Source organism: Cronobacter condimenti 1330 (genome assembly GCF_001277255.1).
In the GTDB taxonomy this organism is placed as follows: domain Bacteria; phylum Pseudomonadota; class Gammaproteobacteria; order Enterobacterales; family Enterobacteriaceae; genus Cronobacter; species Cronobacter condimenti.
Map to the genome: position 1 here is coordinate 3,208,818 of NZ_CP012264.1, position 18,354 is coordinate 3,227,171.

General features: G+C 57.5%; 13 protein-coding genes. 2 read left to right on the top strand and 11 right to left on the bottom strand.

Features of this window, described 5'->3' with window-relative positions; translation table 11 throughout:
* Positions 1-14: 14 nt before the first annotated feature.
* Positions 15-1,040 carry a M4 family metallopeptidase gene (locus tag AFK62_RS14670; protein ID WP_007664109.1) on the top strand — a complete coding sequence of 342 codons (1,026 nt, stop codon included), beginning with the start codon at positions 15-17 and terminating at the stop codon, positions 1,038-1,040.
* Entirely contained in the window at positions 1,040-1,390 is a 351-nt protein-coding gene (locus tag AFK62_RS14675) for a protealysin inhibitor emfourin (RefSeq protein ID WP_007664112.1), read from the top strand. The genes AFK62_RS14670 and AFK62_RS14675 overlap by 1 nt, the downstream gene beginning before the upstream one ends.
* Here AFK62_RS14675 and AFK62_RS14680 read toward each other — a convergent pair.
* The 11 genes from AFK62_RS14680 to AFK62_RS14730 all read right to left on the bottom strand — a co-directional run bounded on the left by AFK62_RS14680 (position 1,387) and on the right by AFK62_RS14730 (position 18,311).
* The gene (locus AFK62_RS14680) at positions 1,387-1,608 is read right to left on the bottom strand and encodes a zinc ribbon domain-containing protein (RefSeq protein ID WP_007664122.1); all 222 of its coding nucleotides are present in this window, start codon (positions 1,606-1,608) and stop codon (positions 1,387-1,389) included. The two genes, AFK62_RS14675 and AFK62_RS14680, sit on opposite strands and share 4 nt — an antisense overlap.
* 50 nt (positions 1,609-1,658) lie before the next feature.
* Positions 1,659-3,137 (bottom strand): ribosome biogenesis GTPase Der, encoded by a 1,479-nt coding sequence (der, locus tag AFK62_RS14685; protein ID WP_007664124.1) that lies wholly within the window; start codon positions 3,135-3,137, stop codon positions 1,659-1,661.
* A gap of 119 nt (positions 3,138-3,256) precedes the next feature.
* The gene (gene bamB, locus AFK62_RS14690; protein ID WP_007664126.1) at positions 3,257-4,438 is read right to left on the bottom strand and encodes an outer membrane protein assembly factor BamB; all 1,182 of its coding nucleotides are present in this window, start codon (positions 4,436-4,438) and stop codon (positions 3,257-3,259) included.
* Between the two features lie 10 nt (positions 4,439-4,448).
* The gene (locus AFK62_RS14695) at positions 4,449-5,069 is read right to left on the bottom strand and encodes a YfgM family protein (protein WP_053532007.1); all 621 of its coding nucleotides are present in this window, start codon (positions 5,067-5,069) and stop codon (positions 4,449-4,451) included.
* A 35-nt stretch (positions 5,070-5,104) separates the two neighbouring features.
* Positions 5,105-6,379, bottom strand: a complete 1,275-nt coding sequence (gene hisS / locus AFK62_RS14700) for a histidine--tRNA ligase (RefSeq protein WP_007664128.1) — start codon at positions 6,377-6,379, stop codon at positions 5,105-5,107.
* A gap of 114 nt (positions 6,380-6,493) precedes the next feature.
* Positions 6,494-7,612: a flavodoxin-dependent (E)-4-hydroxy-3-methylbut-2-enyl-diphosphate synthase gene (gene ispG, locus AFK62_RS14705; protein WP_007664129.1), complete on the bottom strand. Its 1,119-nt coding sequence runs from the start codon at positions 7,610-7,612 to the stop codon at positions 6,494-6,496.
* 26 nt (positions 7,613-7,638) lie between these two features.
* A complete protein-coding gene (gene rodZ, locus AFK62_RS14710) occupies positions 7,639-8,649 on the bottom strand; it encodes a cytoskeleton protein RodZ (RefSeq protein ID WP_007664130.1) in 1,011 nt (336 codons plus the stop codon).
* A gap of 419 nt (positions 8,650-9,068) precedes the next feature.
* On the bottom strand, positions 9,069-10,235 hold the full coding sequence (locus AFK62_RS14715; protein WP_007664133.1) for a bifunctional tRNA (adenosine(37)-C2)-methyltransferase TrmG/ribosomal RNA large subunit methyltransferase RlmN: 1,167 nt from the start codon (positions 10,233-10,235) through the stop codon (positions 9,069-9,071).
* 180 nt (positions 10,236-10,415) lie between these two features.
* On the bottom strand, positions 10,416-10,847 hold the full coding sequence (gene ndk, locus AFK62_RS14720; RefSeq protein WP_007664135.1) for a nucleoside-diphosphate kinase: 432 nt from the start codon (positions 10,845-10,847) through the stop codon (positions 10,416-10,418).
* A 168-nt stretch (positions 10,848-11,015) separates the two neighbouring features.
* Positions 11,016-13,349 (bottom strand): peptidoglycan glycosyltransferase PbpC, encoded by a 2,334-nt coding sequence (gene pbpC / locus AFK62_RS14725; protein WP_007664139.1) that lies wholly within the window; start codon positions 13,347-13,349, stop codon positions 11,016-11,018.
* Between the two features lie 3 nt (positions 13,350-13,352).
* Positions 13,353-18,311, bottom strand: a complete 4,959-nt coding sequence (locus AFK62_RS14730) for an alpha-2-macroglobulin family protein (protein ID WP_007664141.1) — start codon at positions 18,309-18,311, stop codon at positions 13,353-13,355.
* Positions 18,312-18,354: the final 43 nt, after the last annotated feature.

Sequence of the window (18,354 nt, forward strand, 5' to 3'; positions counted from 1 at the left end):
AGTAAGGAGACCCCATGAACAACGCACGTTATCCGACCGTTATCCCCCCTTACATTCTGCGCCGCATTATCGATCACGGTTCAGAACCGCAGCAGCAGAAAGCGCGCCAGACTCTCACTCACGTTCAGACGTTGATGGCGCATCACAATGCCAGACCGACCGCGCCGCATGTTTCTGCCAAAGGTGAGCTGGAGCGCGACATTTACGACGCTCAGCATCGTGAAGAACTGCCCGGCAAGCCCGTGCGCCGTGAAGGTGAACCGTCTGCGGGCGACGTCGCGGTGGATGAAGCTTATGATTATCTGGGCGTCACGCACGATTTCTTCTGGAAAGCTTATCAGCGCGACTCGCTGGACAACAAAGGCCTCATCCTGAGTGGCACCGTACACTACGGGCGTGAGTACCAGAACGCCTTCTGGAATGGGCAGCAAATGGTCTTCGGCGACGGCGATGGTGAAATCTTCAACCGCTTCACTATCGCCATTGATGTTGTGGCACATGAGCTTAGCCACGGCGTGACGGAAACCGAAGCCGGATTGATTTATTTCGAGCAGGCAGGCGCGCTGAATGAATCGCTCTCCGATGTTTTCGGCTCACTGGTTAAACAGTATCAGCGCCAGCAGACCGCGGATAAGGCGGACTGGATCATTGGCGAAGGATTACTGGCGGAAGGCATCAACGGTACTGGCCTGCGCTCTATGTCTGCGCCTGGCACCGCGTATGATGACCCGCTGCTCGGCAAAGATCCGCAGCCCGGACACATGGACGATTTCGTGAAAACCCGTGAAGATAACGGCGGCGTGCACATCAACTCTGGCATTCCGAATCGCGCGTTTTACCTTGCGGCCACCGCGATTGGCGGTTACGCCTGGGAAAAAGCCGGTTATGCCTGGTATGACACAGTTTGTGACCGCTCACTTTCTCAAAATGCGGATTTCGCCAGCTTCGCGAAACTGACCATTGAACATGGCCGTAAACGCTCCGGGGAGAGCGTGGCGCAGGCCATTGAACATGCATGGAAAACGACAGGAGTGTTGTAATGGACTTGCCGGATCTGACGGATGATGCCGTCGTAGAGCTGGCGCGTGAAGGCGGCGTGGCGTATATGCCACGCCTTGCCGGGCAGCGACGCATCGCTGTTGCTGAGCTTAACGCCGAGCAGCGCCAGCGGCTTATCGATATCCTGCATCAGGCGCTGCCGAAGGCGTCCCCGCCAGGGCAGTCTGATTCTCCGGGTCGCGGCGATCAGCGTTATTTTCGCATCCAGATCCTCTGGACGCAGCATAATCAGGCAGGCTATGCCGACATCGTATTGTTAGTGCCGGAAAATTCCGCGCCGGAAGGGCTGCGTGAGCTGTGGAAGCGCGGCGAAGGGTGTATCTGCGATTAGTGCGGTTGTAGCGTAAACTCAACGCGTTTTTTGGATATCAAACCGTGACCATTGCGGCAGAAATAATCCACCGCGCCGCAGGCTTTCAGCACTTCCAGCGGCTGATGGCAATCCGGGCAGCGTGCTTCGACGGCATAGTCCTGATGGCAGGTAGAACAGTGCGCACCGCGCTCGCTTTGCTCAAGCGCGTTCTGGCAGTTTGGGCAATGTAATTCCACAAGAGACCTCCATAAAAACAGAGCGGGAGCCATGACGACTCCCGCTTCGATTATTTGCCTTTCTTAATGTGCTTAATCAGGCGTTTACGTTTACGCATCTGGTTTGGTGTCAGCGTATTACGCTTGTTCGCAAACGGGTTATCCCCTTCCTTGAACTGAATACGGATAGGCGTACCCATCACATCCAGCGATTTGCGGAAGTAGTTCATCAGATAACGCTTGTAAGAATCCGGCAGGTCTTTTACCTGATTGCCGTGGATCACTACGATCGGCGGATTATAACCGCCCGCATGCGCGTATTTCAGTTTCACGCGGCGACCACGTACCATCGGCGGCTGGTGATCTTCTTCCGCCATTTTCATAATGCGGGTCAGAAGTGACGTGCTGACGCGACGCGTGGAGCTGTCATACGCCTCGCGCACCGATTCAAACAAGTTACCAACGCCGCTGCCATGCAGTGCGGAGATAAAGTGAACACGCGCGAAATCGATAAAGCCGAGACGATAATCCAGCGTTTCTTTCACTTCGTCTTTCACTTCCTGGCTCAGGCCGTCCCACTTGTTGACGACAATCACCAGCGAACGACCGCTGTTAAGAATAAAGCCCAGCAGAGAAAGATCCTGATCGGAGATGCCTTCGCGGGCGTCAATCACCAGCAGCACGACGTTCGCGTCTTCAATCGCTTGCAGCGTTTTGATAACCGAGAATTTCTCAACTACATCGGTAATTTTACCGCGTTTACGCACGCCCGCGGTGTCGATGAGAACGAACTCGCGACCGTCGCGCTCCATCGGAATATAGATGCTGTCGCGGGTGGTGCCCGGCATGTCGAAAACCACCACGCGGTCTTCACCGAGAATACGGTTAGTAAGCGTTGACTTACCTACGTTTGGACGCCCGACAATCGCAAGCTTAATCGGCAAATCTTGCGGGTTGAAATCATCCTCTTCTTCTTCCACGACTTCGCCATTCTGCTCGGCTTCAAACTGCGCCCAGTATTCGGCTTCTTCATCCACTTCTTCCGGCGGATTGACATCGTCCATCCAAGGCATGAGGACATGCTCCAGCAGCGAAGTCACGCCACGGCCATGGGAAGCAGCAATAGCATGAATTTCACCGAGGCCGAGCGAATAGAAATCCGCAACCGCCTGATCCGGGTCAAGCCCGTCAGTTTTGTTGGCGACGAGGAATGTCGGCTTCTGACGGCTGCGCAGATGTTTAGCGATACCCTCATCCGCTGGCATCAGCCCGGCGCGGGCGTCAACCATGAAAAGCACCACGTCGGCTTCTTCAATCGCCAGCAGCGACTGCTCTGCCATGCGGGTTTCGACGCCCTCTTCCGAGCCGTCGATACCGCCGGTATCGATACAGATATATTCACGTCCTTCCACTTCGGCACGACCATATTTGCGGTCACGCGTCAGCCCCGGGAAATCCGCTACCAGCGCATCCCGGGTGCGGGTTAAACGGTTGAACAACGTGGATTTTCCGACGTTAGGGCGCCCGACCAGCGCGACCACAGGTATCATTCTTAAAGCCTCATTACTGATAAATCGTTGTTAAACCCGCTGAAATACACGGGCTTCAGAAAACAGGAAACGGCCCCTGCAGTGATCAGGAGCCGTTTTAGCTGTGCTACGCCTGTCTGTTAACGCGTAATCGCGTAAAGCGTGCCGTCTTTGGCCTGGATAAGGATCTTGTTATCCGCCACGACCGGCTCGGTCTGGAAGCCGGAGCTATCCACTTTCTGCTGAGCCACAAAACGGCCGTTATCGGTATCCATCCAGTGCAAGTAACCTTCGCTATCGCCTACCACCAGTGATCCATTATAGAGTACCGGCGCGGTCAGGTTACGGTGCAGCAGTTGGGTTTGCGTCCAGAGCGTTACGCCGCCTTCTACATTCAGCGCCAGCACGTTGTCGCTCTGGTCTACCAGGTAGATACGTCCGCCGTCGACAATGAAATCATTCACTGACCCCAGCTCACGTTTCCACATAATCTGACCAGAACGCAGATCCAGCGCGGTCAGATTGCCGTTATACGCCAGCGCGTAAACCACGCCATTGACGATAACCGGCGTCGTATCGACATCGCTCAGACGATCGATTTCGGTTGCGCCGGTGGCCTGAGAAATGCGCTGCTGCCAGATCATCTGACCGCGCTGCATCAGGATAGCGCTCACGCGACCGTTATCGCCGCCGACAATCGCCGCGCCAAACGCGGATGCCGGTGCGGATTCACCGCGCAGAGAGAGCGACGGCATATCCAGGTTAACGGTCCATTTGATAGCGCCGTCACTTTCGTTCAGCGCCTGCAACATACCGTTACTGGTATGGATCAACACCAGACCATCACTAACAACTGGACGAGAAAGCGCTTCGCCTGCCACTTTGGTCTGCCAGGCAATGGAGCCGTCGGAAGTATTCAGCGCATAAACCTGCGCTTTTTCGCTGCCTACGTAAACATGCGCGCCCACGGCGGTGACGCCGCCAGACAGCAGCGCCGGACGGTTACGGGAGAAAAAGCCGGTTTTCTCAGAGAGATCGACGCTCCAGACTTCTTTGCCATCCTGCGAATTGACGGCTTTCACAGTGCCGCGACGGTCAGCCGCGTAGACGTTACCGTCAAGGAATGCCGGGTGCAGGTTGGAGTAAAAATCACCAATTCCGCTGCCCACGGACGTATCCCAGGCAACTTCCGGCGCGAACTGGTTTTCAACCGTCGGCAGCGGCGACATTTTCACCACGTCTTCTTCACCGCTAAACAGTGAGCAACCGCTTAACAGCGTGACGGAAAGCATCGCTGGCAGAACTAATTTACGCAATTGCATCGGGTCCCTCTCAGATGGACAAGTTATTGATTTTCATCTGCATCATATCGCCAAGCGCCGGAGAATTTTTATCATTCACTCCTTTGCTCCAGGCATCGCGCGCGCCCTGCTTATCGCCTTTTCTAAGCATCGCGTCGCCACGCAGGTCAGCCACCATCGCCGACCAGTTGTCGCCTTTCACGTTTTCCAGCGTTTTCAGCGCGGCGTCCGCCTGCTTCTGCTGGATTTGAATGCGCGCCAGGCGCAGGTTAATCAGCGAGCGCAGATTCTCGTCCTTCGCGTTCTCAAGGCCCTGCTGCAACTGCTGCGCGGCTTTATTGAGATCGTTTTTATCTACATAACGCTGCGCCAGCTCAAGCGAGGCCAGCGCACCGTAGGTGTTTTTATTCTGCGAAACGAACTGCTCTGCGGCGTTCAGGGTTTTCGGATCGTCAGCGCGAACGGTTGTCATGACCGTCTGATAGTTCAGCGACGTTTCACGGGCGGAATCGACCTGCGAGCCGTTCCAGAAACGCCAGCCAACCAGCGCACCAATCCCTAAAACTACACCCACCGCCAGCGCTTTGCCGTTTTCAGCAAAGAAACGCTTTACCGCATTGAGCTGCTCGTTTTCGTTCTCGTAAATTTCCACGCAGTCCTTCTCCTTAACGATATTTCGCCGGGAAATCAGCCCAGCAGCGTCTGCAAGTGCGCGGCCAGTTCGCTCTGCGCGAGGGCCTGTTGCTCACCTGAGCGCAAATCTTTCACCACAACCTGGCGGTTGGCGACTTCATCTTCGCCCAGCACCAGCGCAATGCGTGCGCCCCACTTATCTGCACGGGCGAATTGTTTCTTAAAGTTGCCGCCGCCATAGTTGGTCATCAGCTTGCAACCCGGCAGCGCATCGCGAACCTGCTCAGCCAGCTGCATCGCCGCCGACTGCGCACCGTTGCCAGACGCAATCAGGTATATATCGACAACAGGATCTGCCGTAAATTCCGGATTCACCGCCTGAACGAGTAAAACGAGGCGCTCAAGCCCCATCGCGAAGCCTACCGCCGGCGTTGCGCGTCCACCTAATTGCTCAACGAGACCATCGTAACGGCCACCTGCGCATACGGTGCCCTGTGAGCCAAGGCTTGTCGTCACCCACTCAAACACGGTGCGGTTGTAATAGTCGAGACCGCGCACAAGACGCTGGTTAACGGTATAAGCGATACCGGCATCGTCCAGAAACGCGCAAAGACCGGCAAAATGTTCGCGGGAGTCGTCATCCAGGTAGTCGCCAAGTTTCGGCGCGTCGTTTAAGAGCGCCTGAACGTCCGGATTTTTAGAATCCAACACGCGCAGCGGGTTCGAATACATGCGGCGTTTGCAGTCTTCGTCAAGTTTATCGACATGCTGCTCAAGGAAGGCCACCAGCGCATCGCGGTAGTTAGCGCGAGCATCCAGCGAGCCGATGGAGTTCAGCTCCAGCGAAACGTGCTCGGCGATGCCCAGCGCACGCCACCAGCGCGCGGTCAGCAGGATCATTTCCGCATCGATATCCGGGCCCTGAAGACCAAAAACTTCGACACCTAACTGATGGAACTGACGATACCGGCCCTTCTGAGGGCGTTCGTGGCGGAACATCGGCCCGATGTACCACAAACGTTGTTCCTGATTGTACAGCAGACCATGTTCGATGCCAGCGCGCACGCAGCCCGCAGTGCCTTCAGGGCGCAGCGTCAGGCTATCGCCATTGCGGTCCTCAAAGGTATACATCTCTTTTTCAACCACGTCGGTTACTTCACCGATTGCGCGTTTGAATAACGGGGTCTGCTCTACAATCGGCAAACGGATTTCACTGTAACCGTAGCTGCCGAGCACCTGCTTAAGTGTGCCTTCAATGCGCTGCCAGATGGCGGTATCGCCCGGCAGGTAATCGTTCATGCCGCGGATGGCTTGAATGTTTTTTGCCACGTTTATTCTCTTTTTCTATACAAAAAATGAACCCGAAACAGACCGCGCCGGTGTGGCTGGGGCGGTTTGCGGGTTCAATCATACACGGGAAGCACGCCGCTTCCCACGTTTGCGTTATTTTTCCAGCTGCTGCACGGTGATGCGACGGCTCTCATCCAGCATCGACGCCTTGGCACGGATGCGAGCTTCAAGCTGCGTTATCATGTCGTCGTTATCGAGACGATCTTTACGCACGCCTTCTTCATAAAAGCCGCTTTTCTTATTGCCGCCGGTAACCCCGAGCGTCGAAACCAGCGCTTCGCCGGGACCATTGACCACACAGCCGATGATCGAAACATCCATCGGAGTGATAATATCTTCCAGCCGCTGCTCCAGCGCATTTACCGTGCCTATTACGTCAAACTCCTGACGAGAGCAGGTCGGGCAGGCAATAAAGTTGATGCCGCGTGAACGAATGCGCAGCGATTTCAGGATATCGAAACCGACTTTGATCTCTTCGACAGGATCGGCTGCAAGCGAAATACGCAGCGTATCGCCAATCCCTTCCGAAAGCAGAAGCCCCAAACCGATCGCCGATTTTACGGCCCCGGCGCGAGCACCACCTGCTTCGGTTATCCCTAAATGCAACGGCTGATCGATCTGCTTCGCCAGCAGACGATACGACTCTACTGCAAGGAACACATCCGAGGCTTTTACGCTCACCTTAAACTGATCGAAGTTGAGACGATCCAGATGATCGACATGACGCATCGCAGATTCCAGTAGCGCCTGCGGCGTCGGCTCGCCATATTTTTCCTGAAGATCTTTCTCAAGCGATCCGGCGTTGACACCGATGCGGATCGGAATGTTTTTATCGCGCGCGCAATCCACGACAGAGCGGATACGCTCTTCGTTACCGATATTGCCAGGGTTAATACGCAGGCAGTCGACGCCGTACTCCGCCACTTTCAGGGCGATGCGGTAGTCGAAGTGAATATCCGCGACCAGGGGTACGTTGACCTGCTGTTTGATAAGACGAAACGCCTCTGCGGCATCCATCGTTGGTACCGAGACGCGAACGATATCCGCGCCTACGCGCTCCAGCGCTTTGATTTGATTAACCGTCGCTTCGACATCCGTCGTGCGAGTGTTGGTCATCGACTGGACGGCGATAGGTGCACCATCGCCGATGGGGACGTTACCGACGTATATCCGTTTAGATTTTCTACGCTGAATGGGCGCTTCATTATGCATGACAAATCTCCCTCATTGCCCGTCTGTTACTGCGTTACTGATTGTTCGGCATTGAGGGTCAGACGTGCAACCTGGTTAGTTCTGATAAAACGGCTCAAATCCACCGGCTTGCCCTGGTACTGAATCTGCACTGCCGACGGCGCGCCAATTTTGAGACGGTACGGCGCCTCACCGGACAGATTCAGATTAGTATCTTTACGTTGCAGACCGCTGAATAATTTCTTACCGGTCGCGTCCGTCACTTCAAGCCAGCAATCAGCGGTGAAATTCATGACCAGCACATTGGCGTCTGACGCAGGCGCCGTTGATGCCTGGCCTACCGGCAGTTGGCTTTGCGCGGCATTCTGTTGCTGCGCCGCCGTGTCGGTGTTCGCCTGGCTCGGCGGTACAACAACCGGTTGCTGGCTCGCCGCATTCGGCGAAGGCATCGGCGTCGGCTGCGGCGTGTTCGCGGCAGTGGCCTGCGCATCGCCAGCAGGCAGATCCGCCGGCGGCGTCGCTTGCTCCTGCGACGCGTCAGCGGGGGTATCCGTATTCAACGGAACGGATTGCGGGCTGTTAGCGGCGTTCTGGCTCAACTCTGCGCTGGATTGATCCGCCATCGTGCTGATCTCTTCCTGCTGCGCTTTATGGTTTTGCCACCACCACACGCCCGTGAGGCTTACGACGACAAAAAGCACAATCCAGGTAAAGCCCATCAGCCAGCCATCGCGTTTTTTACGGCTTTTGCCGAGCGCGTAGGTTTGCATCGACGAGACCTGAGCGGTTCTCACCGGCGCCTGTTTGGCGAGCATCGGAAGCAGTTCTTCTTCCGGGACGTGCACCAGGCGTGCGTAAGAACGGATGTAGCCGCGCAAAAAAGTAGAGGCCAGGTCCGCAGGCGCATTGTCTTCTTCGATGTCACGGACAGTCGACACCTTCAGGCATAAACGTTCCGCCACAACCTGTTGGCTGAGTCCCAGTTGTTCACGGGCAAGGCGCAGACGCTCACCCGTGGTATGTGATGCATTTTCTTCGTGAGTGGCTTCAGTATTCATTAGCTACAACTGCTGGTACTGTTTTCATTGAGGAACCTGGCACCGGCAGGAATCAGGCAACGTTTCGCTGTCCTGTCTGCCCATACCGCGAAATCATTCTCATCCGACGCGCATATTGCCGCGCCTTCCGTATGCATTTCTGTATTTTAACGCGTCAGACGCTACAAAACCGCCAACGGTAACCAGAAACATTAGTTAACCATAGTCAGCTTTTTATCCGGTGTCTGTTAAGTGGCGCCAGATAAGCCAGAAAGCCCCTGCTAACATGTTGTTGCGACGCTACATACTGCCTCAAAGCGCAGAGAAACGCACCGTAATTATTCACCACGAACGCTTCTTTACGCAGCAATCGCTGCGCCTGCGCCAGAACTGGTCACGCTATAGCCGAATAGCGTGACCCTACAGGCTTACGCAGCCCGTCAGACGGCCTTAACGGCGATAGGTTCACCCTGCATGCGCTTGCGCATGGTGCGTTTGGTACGGTCAATCACATCGCCCGCCAGCTGTCCGCAGGCTGCATCAATATCATCGCCGCGCGTTTTACGCACGATGGTGGTGAAACCGTAGCTCATCAGCACTTTAGAGAAGCGATCGATACGGCTGTTGGAGCTGCGACCATACGGCGCGCCCGGGAAGGGGTTCCACGGGATCAGGTTGATCTTGCACGGCGTATCTTTCAGCAGTTCCGCAAGCTGGTGCGCATGCTCGGTGCCATCGTTCACGTGATCCAGCATTACGTATTCGATGGTCACACGGCCCTGGTTGGCGTTGGATTTACCGATATAACGACGCACGGCAGCGAGGAACGTCTCGATGTTGTACTTTTTGTTGATAGGCACAATCTCATCGCGAATTTCATCGTTCGGGGCGTGCAGCGAAATAGCCAGCGCCACGTCAATCATATCGCCAAGCTTGTCCAGCGCCGGCACAACGCCGGAGGTTGAAAGCGTCACGCGGCGTTTGGAAAGCCCAAAGCCGAAATCGTCGAGCATAATTTCCATCGCCGGAACGACGTTCGTCAGGTTCAGGAGCGGTTCGCCCATGCCCATCATGACCACGTTCGTGATAGGACGCTGACCGGTTACTTTCGCCGCTCCGATGATTTTCGCCGCGCGCCACACCTGGCCGATAATTTCCGATACGCGCAGGTTACGGTTAAAACCCTGTTGCGCGGTGGAGCAGAACTTACATTCCAGCGCGCAGCCTACCTGAGAAGAAACGCACAGCGTTGCGCGGTCATCTTCCGGGATATATACGGTTTCAACACGCTGATCGCCGACCGCAATGGCCCATTTGATCGTGCCGTCAGAAGAGCGCTGCTCTTCGACCACTTCCGGCGCCCGGATTTCCGCCACTTCCTTGAGCTTACCGCGCAGCACTTTGTTGATATCGGTCATCTCATCGAAATCATCGCAGCAATAGTGATACATCCATTTCATCACCTGATCGGCACGAAACGGCTTTTCACCCATCGTTTTGAAGAACTCGCGCATTTCATGGCGGTTCAGATCGAGGAGGTTAATTTTTTCAGATTTAATAGCAGGCGCTGCTGAGTCAGTCTCAGGCGTGACAATTTGTTCAGACATATTCGATCCTGGCCTCGTTGTTACACGTTACGGCCTCTGGAGGGTTGAAGAAAAGAAGACGCCCCGGCAAGAGCAGGCTCATCCGGGGCGCAGCATTGTACAAATTCTATGGCAGTGATGCCACGGCTTAAAGCGACAACATGAAAATAAAATGTAAATGTCGCTTTGCCGTTTCGCTAATTAGCGCGTACGCGGGCAAATTTCGCCTTCGCCGAAGAAATACGCGATTTCGCGGTTAGCGGATTCAACAGAATCGGAACCGTGGGTGCCGTTTTCGGTGAAGCTGTCCGCGTAGTCAGCGCGCAGGGTGCCTGCCAGCGCGTTAGCCGGGTTGGTAGCACCCAGCAGATCGCGGTGACGCTGAACCGCATTTTCGCTTTCCAGAACGGAAACCACGATCGGACCAGAAGTCATGAATTCCACCAGGCCGTCGAAGAACGGTTTGCCTTCGTGCTCAGCGTAGAAACCACGCGCCTGTTCAACAGACAAGTGCAGCATTTTGGTGCCAACGATTTTGAATCCCGCAGATTCAAAACGCGCGAAAATGCTACCGATAACGTTTTTAGCGACGGCGTTCGGCTTGATGATGGAAAAAGTACGCTCAATTGCCATGATAACCTCTGTAAGTTGTTCTGTTTGCCCGACAGGCGAGTTTTAGAATTGGCGCCGATTATAATGAGCAACGCTATCCTTGCCTACGGTTAGGAGTAACATTTTTTTAAAATAATATTACCTTTGGCAACACTTAATGTCGAAAGCGTGCTTTTTACGCGTCTTCGCTTATTCCACGCGGAACTGTACGGTCGCGACCTGCCCCGCCTCGTCCATTAGCAAGACCTGATAATCGCCGCTGTCGGTGAAAGTGAGCGTCACGCTGTCACCTTCTTTTTCCAGCGGTTCGCCATTCAGGAACCACCAGTGACGACCACCACCGCCCTGGCTTCGTAGCGGCAACGACAACGCCGCCTGTCCTGGCAGGCGTTTCAGTACGGCGCCGTCACGCACGCCGGTGAGCAATAGCGGCACCAGATCCTGCTGGTGCACTGGCGGACAGTTGGCGGAGACCGGCGGCAGACGCGCGGCACGCCGTTCGCCAGGCGGCAACCATGGCTCCAGGGGAAGCGGCCAGAGCAGCAACCGGCTTTCGGCCACATGCGGACAATCGGCCGCGACCCGCTCGCCTTTCTCATTCAGCCACAGCGGGAACTGAATACCACGGCTCCCCTCCTGCCCTTCCGCCAGCAGCGTTGGCGGTTCGCTGTTGTCCAGAAGCCATGTCGACAGTCTGCGCCGACAGTTGCTGTCGCCCGCGGGCAAGTGTTGCCCGCCCGGCCAGCAGATAGTACCTGCGGAAACCGACGCCGGACGCGGATCGACCGGCTGGCGCGCCTGCTGTACTGCCGAAGCCGCCCCCGCCTGCAACAGATTATTGACCTGATTGAGCACCGGCACGGCACTGGCAAAGCCAAACTGACCGGCAACCGGCGTCGCATCCGGACGCCCGGTCCAGACGCCAATCAGATAGCGCGACGTCACCCCCACCGCCCAGGCATCGCGGTAACCGTAACTGGTGCCGGTTTTCCAGGCGAGCGGCACAACCTGAGGGAGCGAGCCATCCGGCAGCGGCTGCGCCTCGCCTGCAAGGATACGCCGAATAATCCACGCCGCGCCCGGCGACATCAGCGGCCGCTCTACCAGCGGATCGCCTTTCACAACCCGCAGCTTCGCCGCCTGGCCATGACGGGCAAAGGCGCTATAAGCCGCCACAATTTCATCAAGCCTCGCCCCGGCGCCGCCCAGAATCACTGCAAGGCTCGGCTGCGCTGTTGGCGGGAAGCGCAGCGTCAGGCCGACATTACGTAACTGCGCTGTAAAACGCTTCGGTCCGTAGGCTTCAAGAACCTGCACCGCCGGAAGATTCAACGAACGCACCAGCGCCTCACTCATGCTGACCGGGCCGTTAAAACCGCTGTCAAAATTACCGGGCCGGTAGTCGCCGAAGCGGCGCGGCACATCCTGAAGCAGCGAGGCCGGATGGATAAGGCCTTCATCCAGCGCCAGTCCGTAGACAAACGGTTTTAACACTGAGCCTGGCGAGCGGATCGCCGTCACCATGTCGACATGGCCAAAGCGGGCGTCGTCGTTAATATCCGCCGAGCCTACCCAGCCGCGCACCTCCATCGTGGTGTGATCGACCACCAGGATGGCAAGCGACGTACGCGCCGGCAACCGTCCTTTCCAGTTCAGCGCAAGGTCTTCAAGCTGCCGTTGCAGCGCGGCATCAAGCGTCGTGGTGATTTTAGTGTCATGACGCTGCGTCACCAGACGTCGTGACAGTAGCGGCGCAAGCTGCGGCATCTGACGCGGTGCCAGCCAGACAGGCTCTTCCAGCGACTCTGCGACCTGCTTGTCAGTCCAGACGCCCTGCGTCGCCATCCGACGCAGCACTTTGTCGCGAGCGGCCTGCGCGCGATCCGGCCAGCGGTCAGGGCGCAAGCGGCTTGGCGCCTGCGGCAGCACGGCCAGCAACGCCGCATCGGAGTAACTTAGCCGTGAGGGAGGCTTGCCAAGATAGACCCAGCTTGCCGCACCCACCCCCTGCAGCGTGCCGCCAAACGGCGCACGGTTCAGGTAAAGCGTCAGGATTTCAGCTTTAGAAAGATGCCATTCAAGCTGCATGGCCCGCCAGACCTGGCGCAGCTTGCCACCGAAAGTGCGCGAATGCGGGTCGAGCAGACGCGCGACCTGCATGGTAAGCGTGCTACCGCCGGAGACAACCGAGCCAGACCGTACGTCCTGCCAGGCCGCTCGCAGGATAGCGAGCGGGTTGATGCCGGGGTGGCGCCAGAACCAGCGATCTTCGTAATTTAACAGCGCCTCAAGATAGCGCGGCGACACCTCATCGATAGTCACCGGATAGCGCCAGATGCCCTCGCTGTCGGCGAAGCGCCACAACGGCGTGCCGTCCTGGGCCACCACCACACGTGCTGGCTGCACTTCGCTCAAGGGCAGCGGCCAGATCTTATCGGCAAGCCACAACGCAGCGCACAATAAAAGCGGCGCCGCCGCCAGAATTATCCAGCGGCGGCGCCTTTTAAACAGGCTTTTACTCACAACTCACCTGTCAGGGAAGATAGTCAACTCAGGGATCGTCGCACCGGTTGCACGCCACTGCGGTACATACATGGACTCCACTTGCGGCGCAGGCACTTTATACGTACCCGGCGTCACCGCACGCGCCATGTAAACCAGCGTGGCGTTCATCCCGGCGTTAACCGGCAAGGCCGCAACGAAACGATCATCGCGGAACTCCATATGCTGAATATCCATTTGTTGCATCCGGCTGATGAGATCGCTTGCTTCACCGGCGCTGCTGCTAAGGCTGGCGCTGGCGTTAGCGAGGTTCTGGTTTTCCAGTTCCAGCCCGGCCGGGAGTAAATCGACCACCAGCGCGTCAGGTACCGTTTTGTCGGCCCAGACGTCAAGCCACACCAGCACCAGCTCGCCGCTCTTCAGGCTGGAGAGCGACACCTTCTCGCCCTGACTGTTGAGATAGTGACGCTCAATATGCAGCACATTGCTTGATGGCTGAGGCGCCGCATTCGGATATCCCTGACTATCCAGACGTACCCACAGTGGGGTTTGCGCCGTGTTGGTCACCTGCAGCGCGCCAAGCTGATCGGCATCCAGCGCCACACTCTGCGCTTTGTCGCCACTCATAAACTGGCCCGCCAGCGTGGTTTGCGCCTGCCAGGTGCCCGGCTGGCTGACCAGATTGCGGCCCGCGAGGAAGAGTGCGTTGCTCTCCTGGGTGGAGAGCCAGCGCTGGCCGTACGCCTCATCAGAGAGTGCAGACAGCAGCGTGTTCTGCTGGTCGGCCTGCAGGTTATATTCCTGCAGCAGGCTCAGTTTCAGCGCCTCGTCACGCAGATCGCTGCCGTAGTCGCCAAGCCAGCCGAGATTGTGCGCACGCCCGGTTTTCACGCCCAGATCCAGCGCGGCTTTACTGCGCGGCGCATCGCCCATCAGTTTCAGTGCCACACCCAGTTGCACGAGCGGCAGACCGCTGCCCGCTTGCGCGCGGTGTTCCCAGGCGTCACGCAGCGCGCCGAGCGGCGCTTTCTGCTGGCGAGCCAATACCAGTCCGGCATATGCCTGCACTGCAAAACGAGAAGCCGCATTATTGTCGCTGTAGCGCAGCGCGATGGTGCCCGGATCCTGCAAATAGCGCAGCAGGCGCGTATTCGCTTTATTCAGCGCGTCCGCAGGCACGCTGTAACCCTGCTCGCCAGCACGCACCAGGAAATCGGTCACATAGGCGGTCGCCCAGTACTCTTCCGGACTCTCTTTATCCCACAGACCGAAACCGCCTTCTTCTCGCTGCATCTCCAGCAGTCGTGCAATGCCGATATCCACCGCCGCACGGCGCTGTTCATCGGTGTCGCCTTTAATACCGAGCGCTTTAAGCTGCGCGGCGCTGGTGTAAAGCGACGGGAAGAGGCCGCTGGTTGTCTGCTCAAGGCAGCCGTAAGGGTAAGCGCGCAGTTCTTCGATATAGCGGGCGATATTGAGCGGCGGACGGCCGCTCAGCAGCAGACGGCCCTGAAGGGTTGAGGCGTTAAGCCCTTGCAGATGCGTTGTCGGAACACTCCAGATCTCGCCTGGGCGCAGCATCGCGCCGCTGTTAACAGTTTGCGCAGGGTAGGCTGGACGTACGCCGATTTTCCATTCGCGTTTGAGCGGCGCGAAGCGCTCGCCCGGCAGCGACAGGCCGGTTATCTGCGCCTGAACCGTTCCGTCACCGTAGCCTTCATGCGCATATACCTGAACGAACAGCGTGGTGCGTTCACCCGCTTTCAGCGCGACCGGCACAGGATAATGATCGTGCTGGCTCACCAGCCCACTTTCACTAAATGAGACCGTAAGCTGCTGCGGCTGCTCCGTCAGATTGGTGACGTCAAGCGCCAGACGCGCGCTGTCGCCGCCCGCCAGGAAGCGCGGCGTGCTCATTTCAGCAATCACCGGCGCGGCTACGATAACTTTGCTTTCGCCGCTGCCAAAGCGGTCGTCGCTCCAGGCCTGCGCCATAACGCGAAGCTCACCGTTAAAGTCGCCGACAGGCAGCGTGATCGTGCCTTCGCCCTGGTCGTTCAACTGCACCGGCACGGCCTGCTCGGCAATGATGGTGACATGATTTACCGGCGGTTTGCCGCCGCGGTTAAGCTCATCGCCATCACCACCAAAACGCAGCGCCGCAAGACGCCCCTGGCCTTCAATCACCTGGCCGTAGATATCATAAATATCCGCGCCGTAGCGTTTCTTGCCAAAGAAGCCACGCCACGGATCGGGCGTTACATAATCGGTAATATTCAGCACGCCGCTGTCCACTGCCGAGACCAGTACGTTGATCTGCTTCGGCAGCTCGCCGTTTTTCACGCTGGCTTTCACTTTCACCGACAGCGTGCTGTCCGGGCGCATTTTCGTTGGCGTTTCAAGGGTCAGATTCAGGCGGCGGTTTTCATCGCCCATCGGCAGATGCAGCAGGCCGACCGCGCGTTTTTGCGTGGCGGAGCGGGATTTATCGCCAGGGCGAACGACCAGTGTGCTGAGATAAAGATCGTGACGTTTCCAGGCTTTATCGACCGGGATCTCCAGATCAAGCCCTTTCTCCGGCACGTCAATTTCCTGCCACCACAGCGGGCCTTCTGAGGATTCCACCATCGCATAACCTTTGCCTGCGGCAGGCGCGGCAATGTGCAGCTTGATGGTATCGCCCGGCTGATAGAAGGGTTTGTCGATTTTCAGCGTCACGCGATCCGGGCGCGGCGCGCTGGCGCCGTCGCTGTTATCCTGCCAGCTATAACCTGCCCAGAAGCGCATGCTGCTGATGAGATCGTCCGGCGAAACAACTTCGAGGCGATAAGAACCCCATTCTACCGGGAAGGTCACTTTGCCAGTTTCGCCCGCCGCGAGATCGATAGTCTGCTCGGCTTCCACCAGATCTTTTTGATCGAACTGCGACAGCCAGCCTTCAGAGTCTGACCAGTTCCAGTAGTAGTCGCGACGCTCGCGCACCAGACGGACTTTCAGCCCCTTCACGGCGACTTTTTCGCCCTGCGCGTTGGCATAAACGATGTCAAAACCGGCGTTGCCGTTTTCATCAACCATCGGCTGATTAACCATGTCGTCGGTGCGGTAGTCATACACCGCTTTTTCGCCAAACTGCGGGCGAATACCTACCAGCGCATCGGCAGGCCAGATGGCCTGTTCCGCGCGACGGGTTACCGGACGACCGCCCGATTCCAGCAGGCTTGCCTGCAAAATCAACCGCAGCGGAGAACGGACATCCTGCCACTGGCTTTCGGTAGAGACCTGCGCCACACCCGCGTCGTCAAGATTCAGTTGCACTTCATCGAGACTGCGGGAGAGGTTTTCTTCAGCGATATTACCAAACTGGAAGCCCGGTAATTGCGGCACCGCGTCACGCAGCGGGCGCAGATAGAGCTGGCCCTGCAGACCGTTGCCTGCGGCAGGCGCGCCGTAGAGATAGTGGCCTTCAATGCCGAAATTCACCGTATCGGCAGGCGCCAGCGGCGTTTTCTGCACGTTAAGGTTGAGCGCCATACGCTCAGGCATAAAGTCTTCCACATGGAACAGCCAGTTACGGTTCTGGTTGTCGCCCGTGTTGGCGCGGATCACCCACTGGCCGGTCGCGGCTTGTGCATCAAGCTGCCAGGTGAGCTGGTAGAGGCCATTGTTCGGCTCCACCACTTGTGTCCGGGCCACCTGCCCGTCGGGACGTACCACTTCGAATTTCACTGGCTGCGCCGTGAGCGGTTTGCCGTCGCTATCACGCAGCAGACCATTGACGATAACCGTTTCACCAGGACGATAGAGATCGCGCGGGCCGAACATAAAGAACTGTTTGCTGTAACCGCGCTCGCCGCCAGTATCAAACTCGGCCAGATCGAGCGCCGGAAGGTTGAGATCGAGCATGGTCGTCTGCTCGCCCTTGCGGGCCAGTACCAGCGCCGCCTCTTTCGGTGTGTCGAGACGCGCATGACCGGTGCTGTCGCTGGTCGCTTCGGCGAGCGTTTGCCCTTTGTCGTTTAGCAGACGCACTTCAACGCCACTTTGCGCCGCGCCGTTCTCCAGACTCTGCGTGAAAATATCCATGCGATCGTGGTAACGGTGCAGCGACAGGCCGACATCGCTCAGCGTAAAGAGCGTCGCGGCATTACTGTAGTTGTAGTGCCCCGCCTGGTTCATCACGGCCAAATAAACACCCGGCTGTTGCAGCGGCTTAATGTCGCTTAACGGCAGCAGCAATTTTTCACGGGTATTGCGGGCCGGATTGAGATCAAAACGTCCGGTATAGACGAGATCTGCCATTTTCAGCAGCTGATCGGACTCCCAGTTGCTGAGGGAATTGCGGTATTCCCACTGGCTCACCATTGCCGCCAGCGACTCCGGTTTCACCCGGTAGAAGTTCACGTCAACACTTGAGATGTTAAGCGCCATTACCGGCAACCCCTGCACGACTTTAGTCGGCAGCAGCGAGCCACGGCTGGCGAAACCGACGCTCGGCGCGATATCGCGCGTGGTCAGGCCTTTCTCATACGCCATGCCGAAGGACGCTTTATTCAGCGCCAGTAGTTCGCGATCCACGCTCAGCACCAGTTCGCGGTTAGGCTCAAGGTGGCGCAGACGCAGCTCTTTTAAGTTCGGCGCGAGTTCCCAGGCGCCATCGACTTTGCCGTCTTTTTTGTCGACAAGGTGTACGACGCGGCCAAAATCCTGGTTGGGATCAAGCGGCACGGAGAAGGTCAACACCAGCGTGCTGGCGCCGTCGAGCTGGACCTCGGAGGCATCAAGCAGTTTGAGCGGCTTGCCGGCGCTCTGTTGCGCCTGTTTTTGCAAGTCCGCGGCCTGAGGCTTCGCCTGTGGCGCTGCGGCGCTGCTTTGGGCCGCAGGTGCGGATGAATCGGCGGAAGCACTTTCCTTGTCGTCGCACCCGCCGAGAGTGAAAGACGCCAGTAATGCTGTCGCAATGACAGCCAGACGCAATGATTTCATAATTTTCCCTGGCCGTAGTGGCCGTCGTTTTCCGGTAACGGCG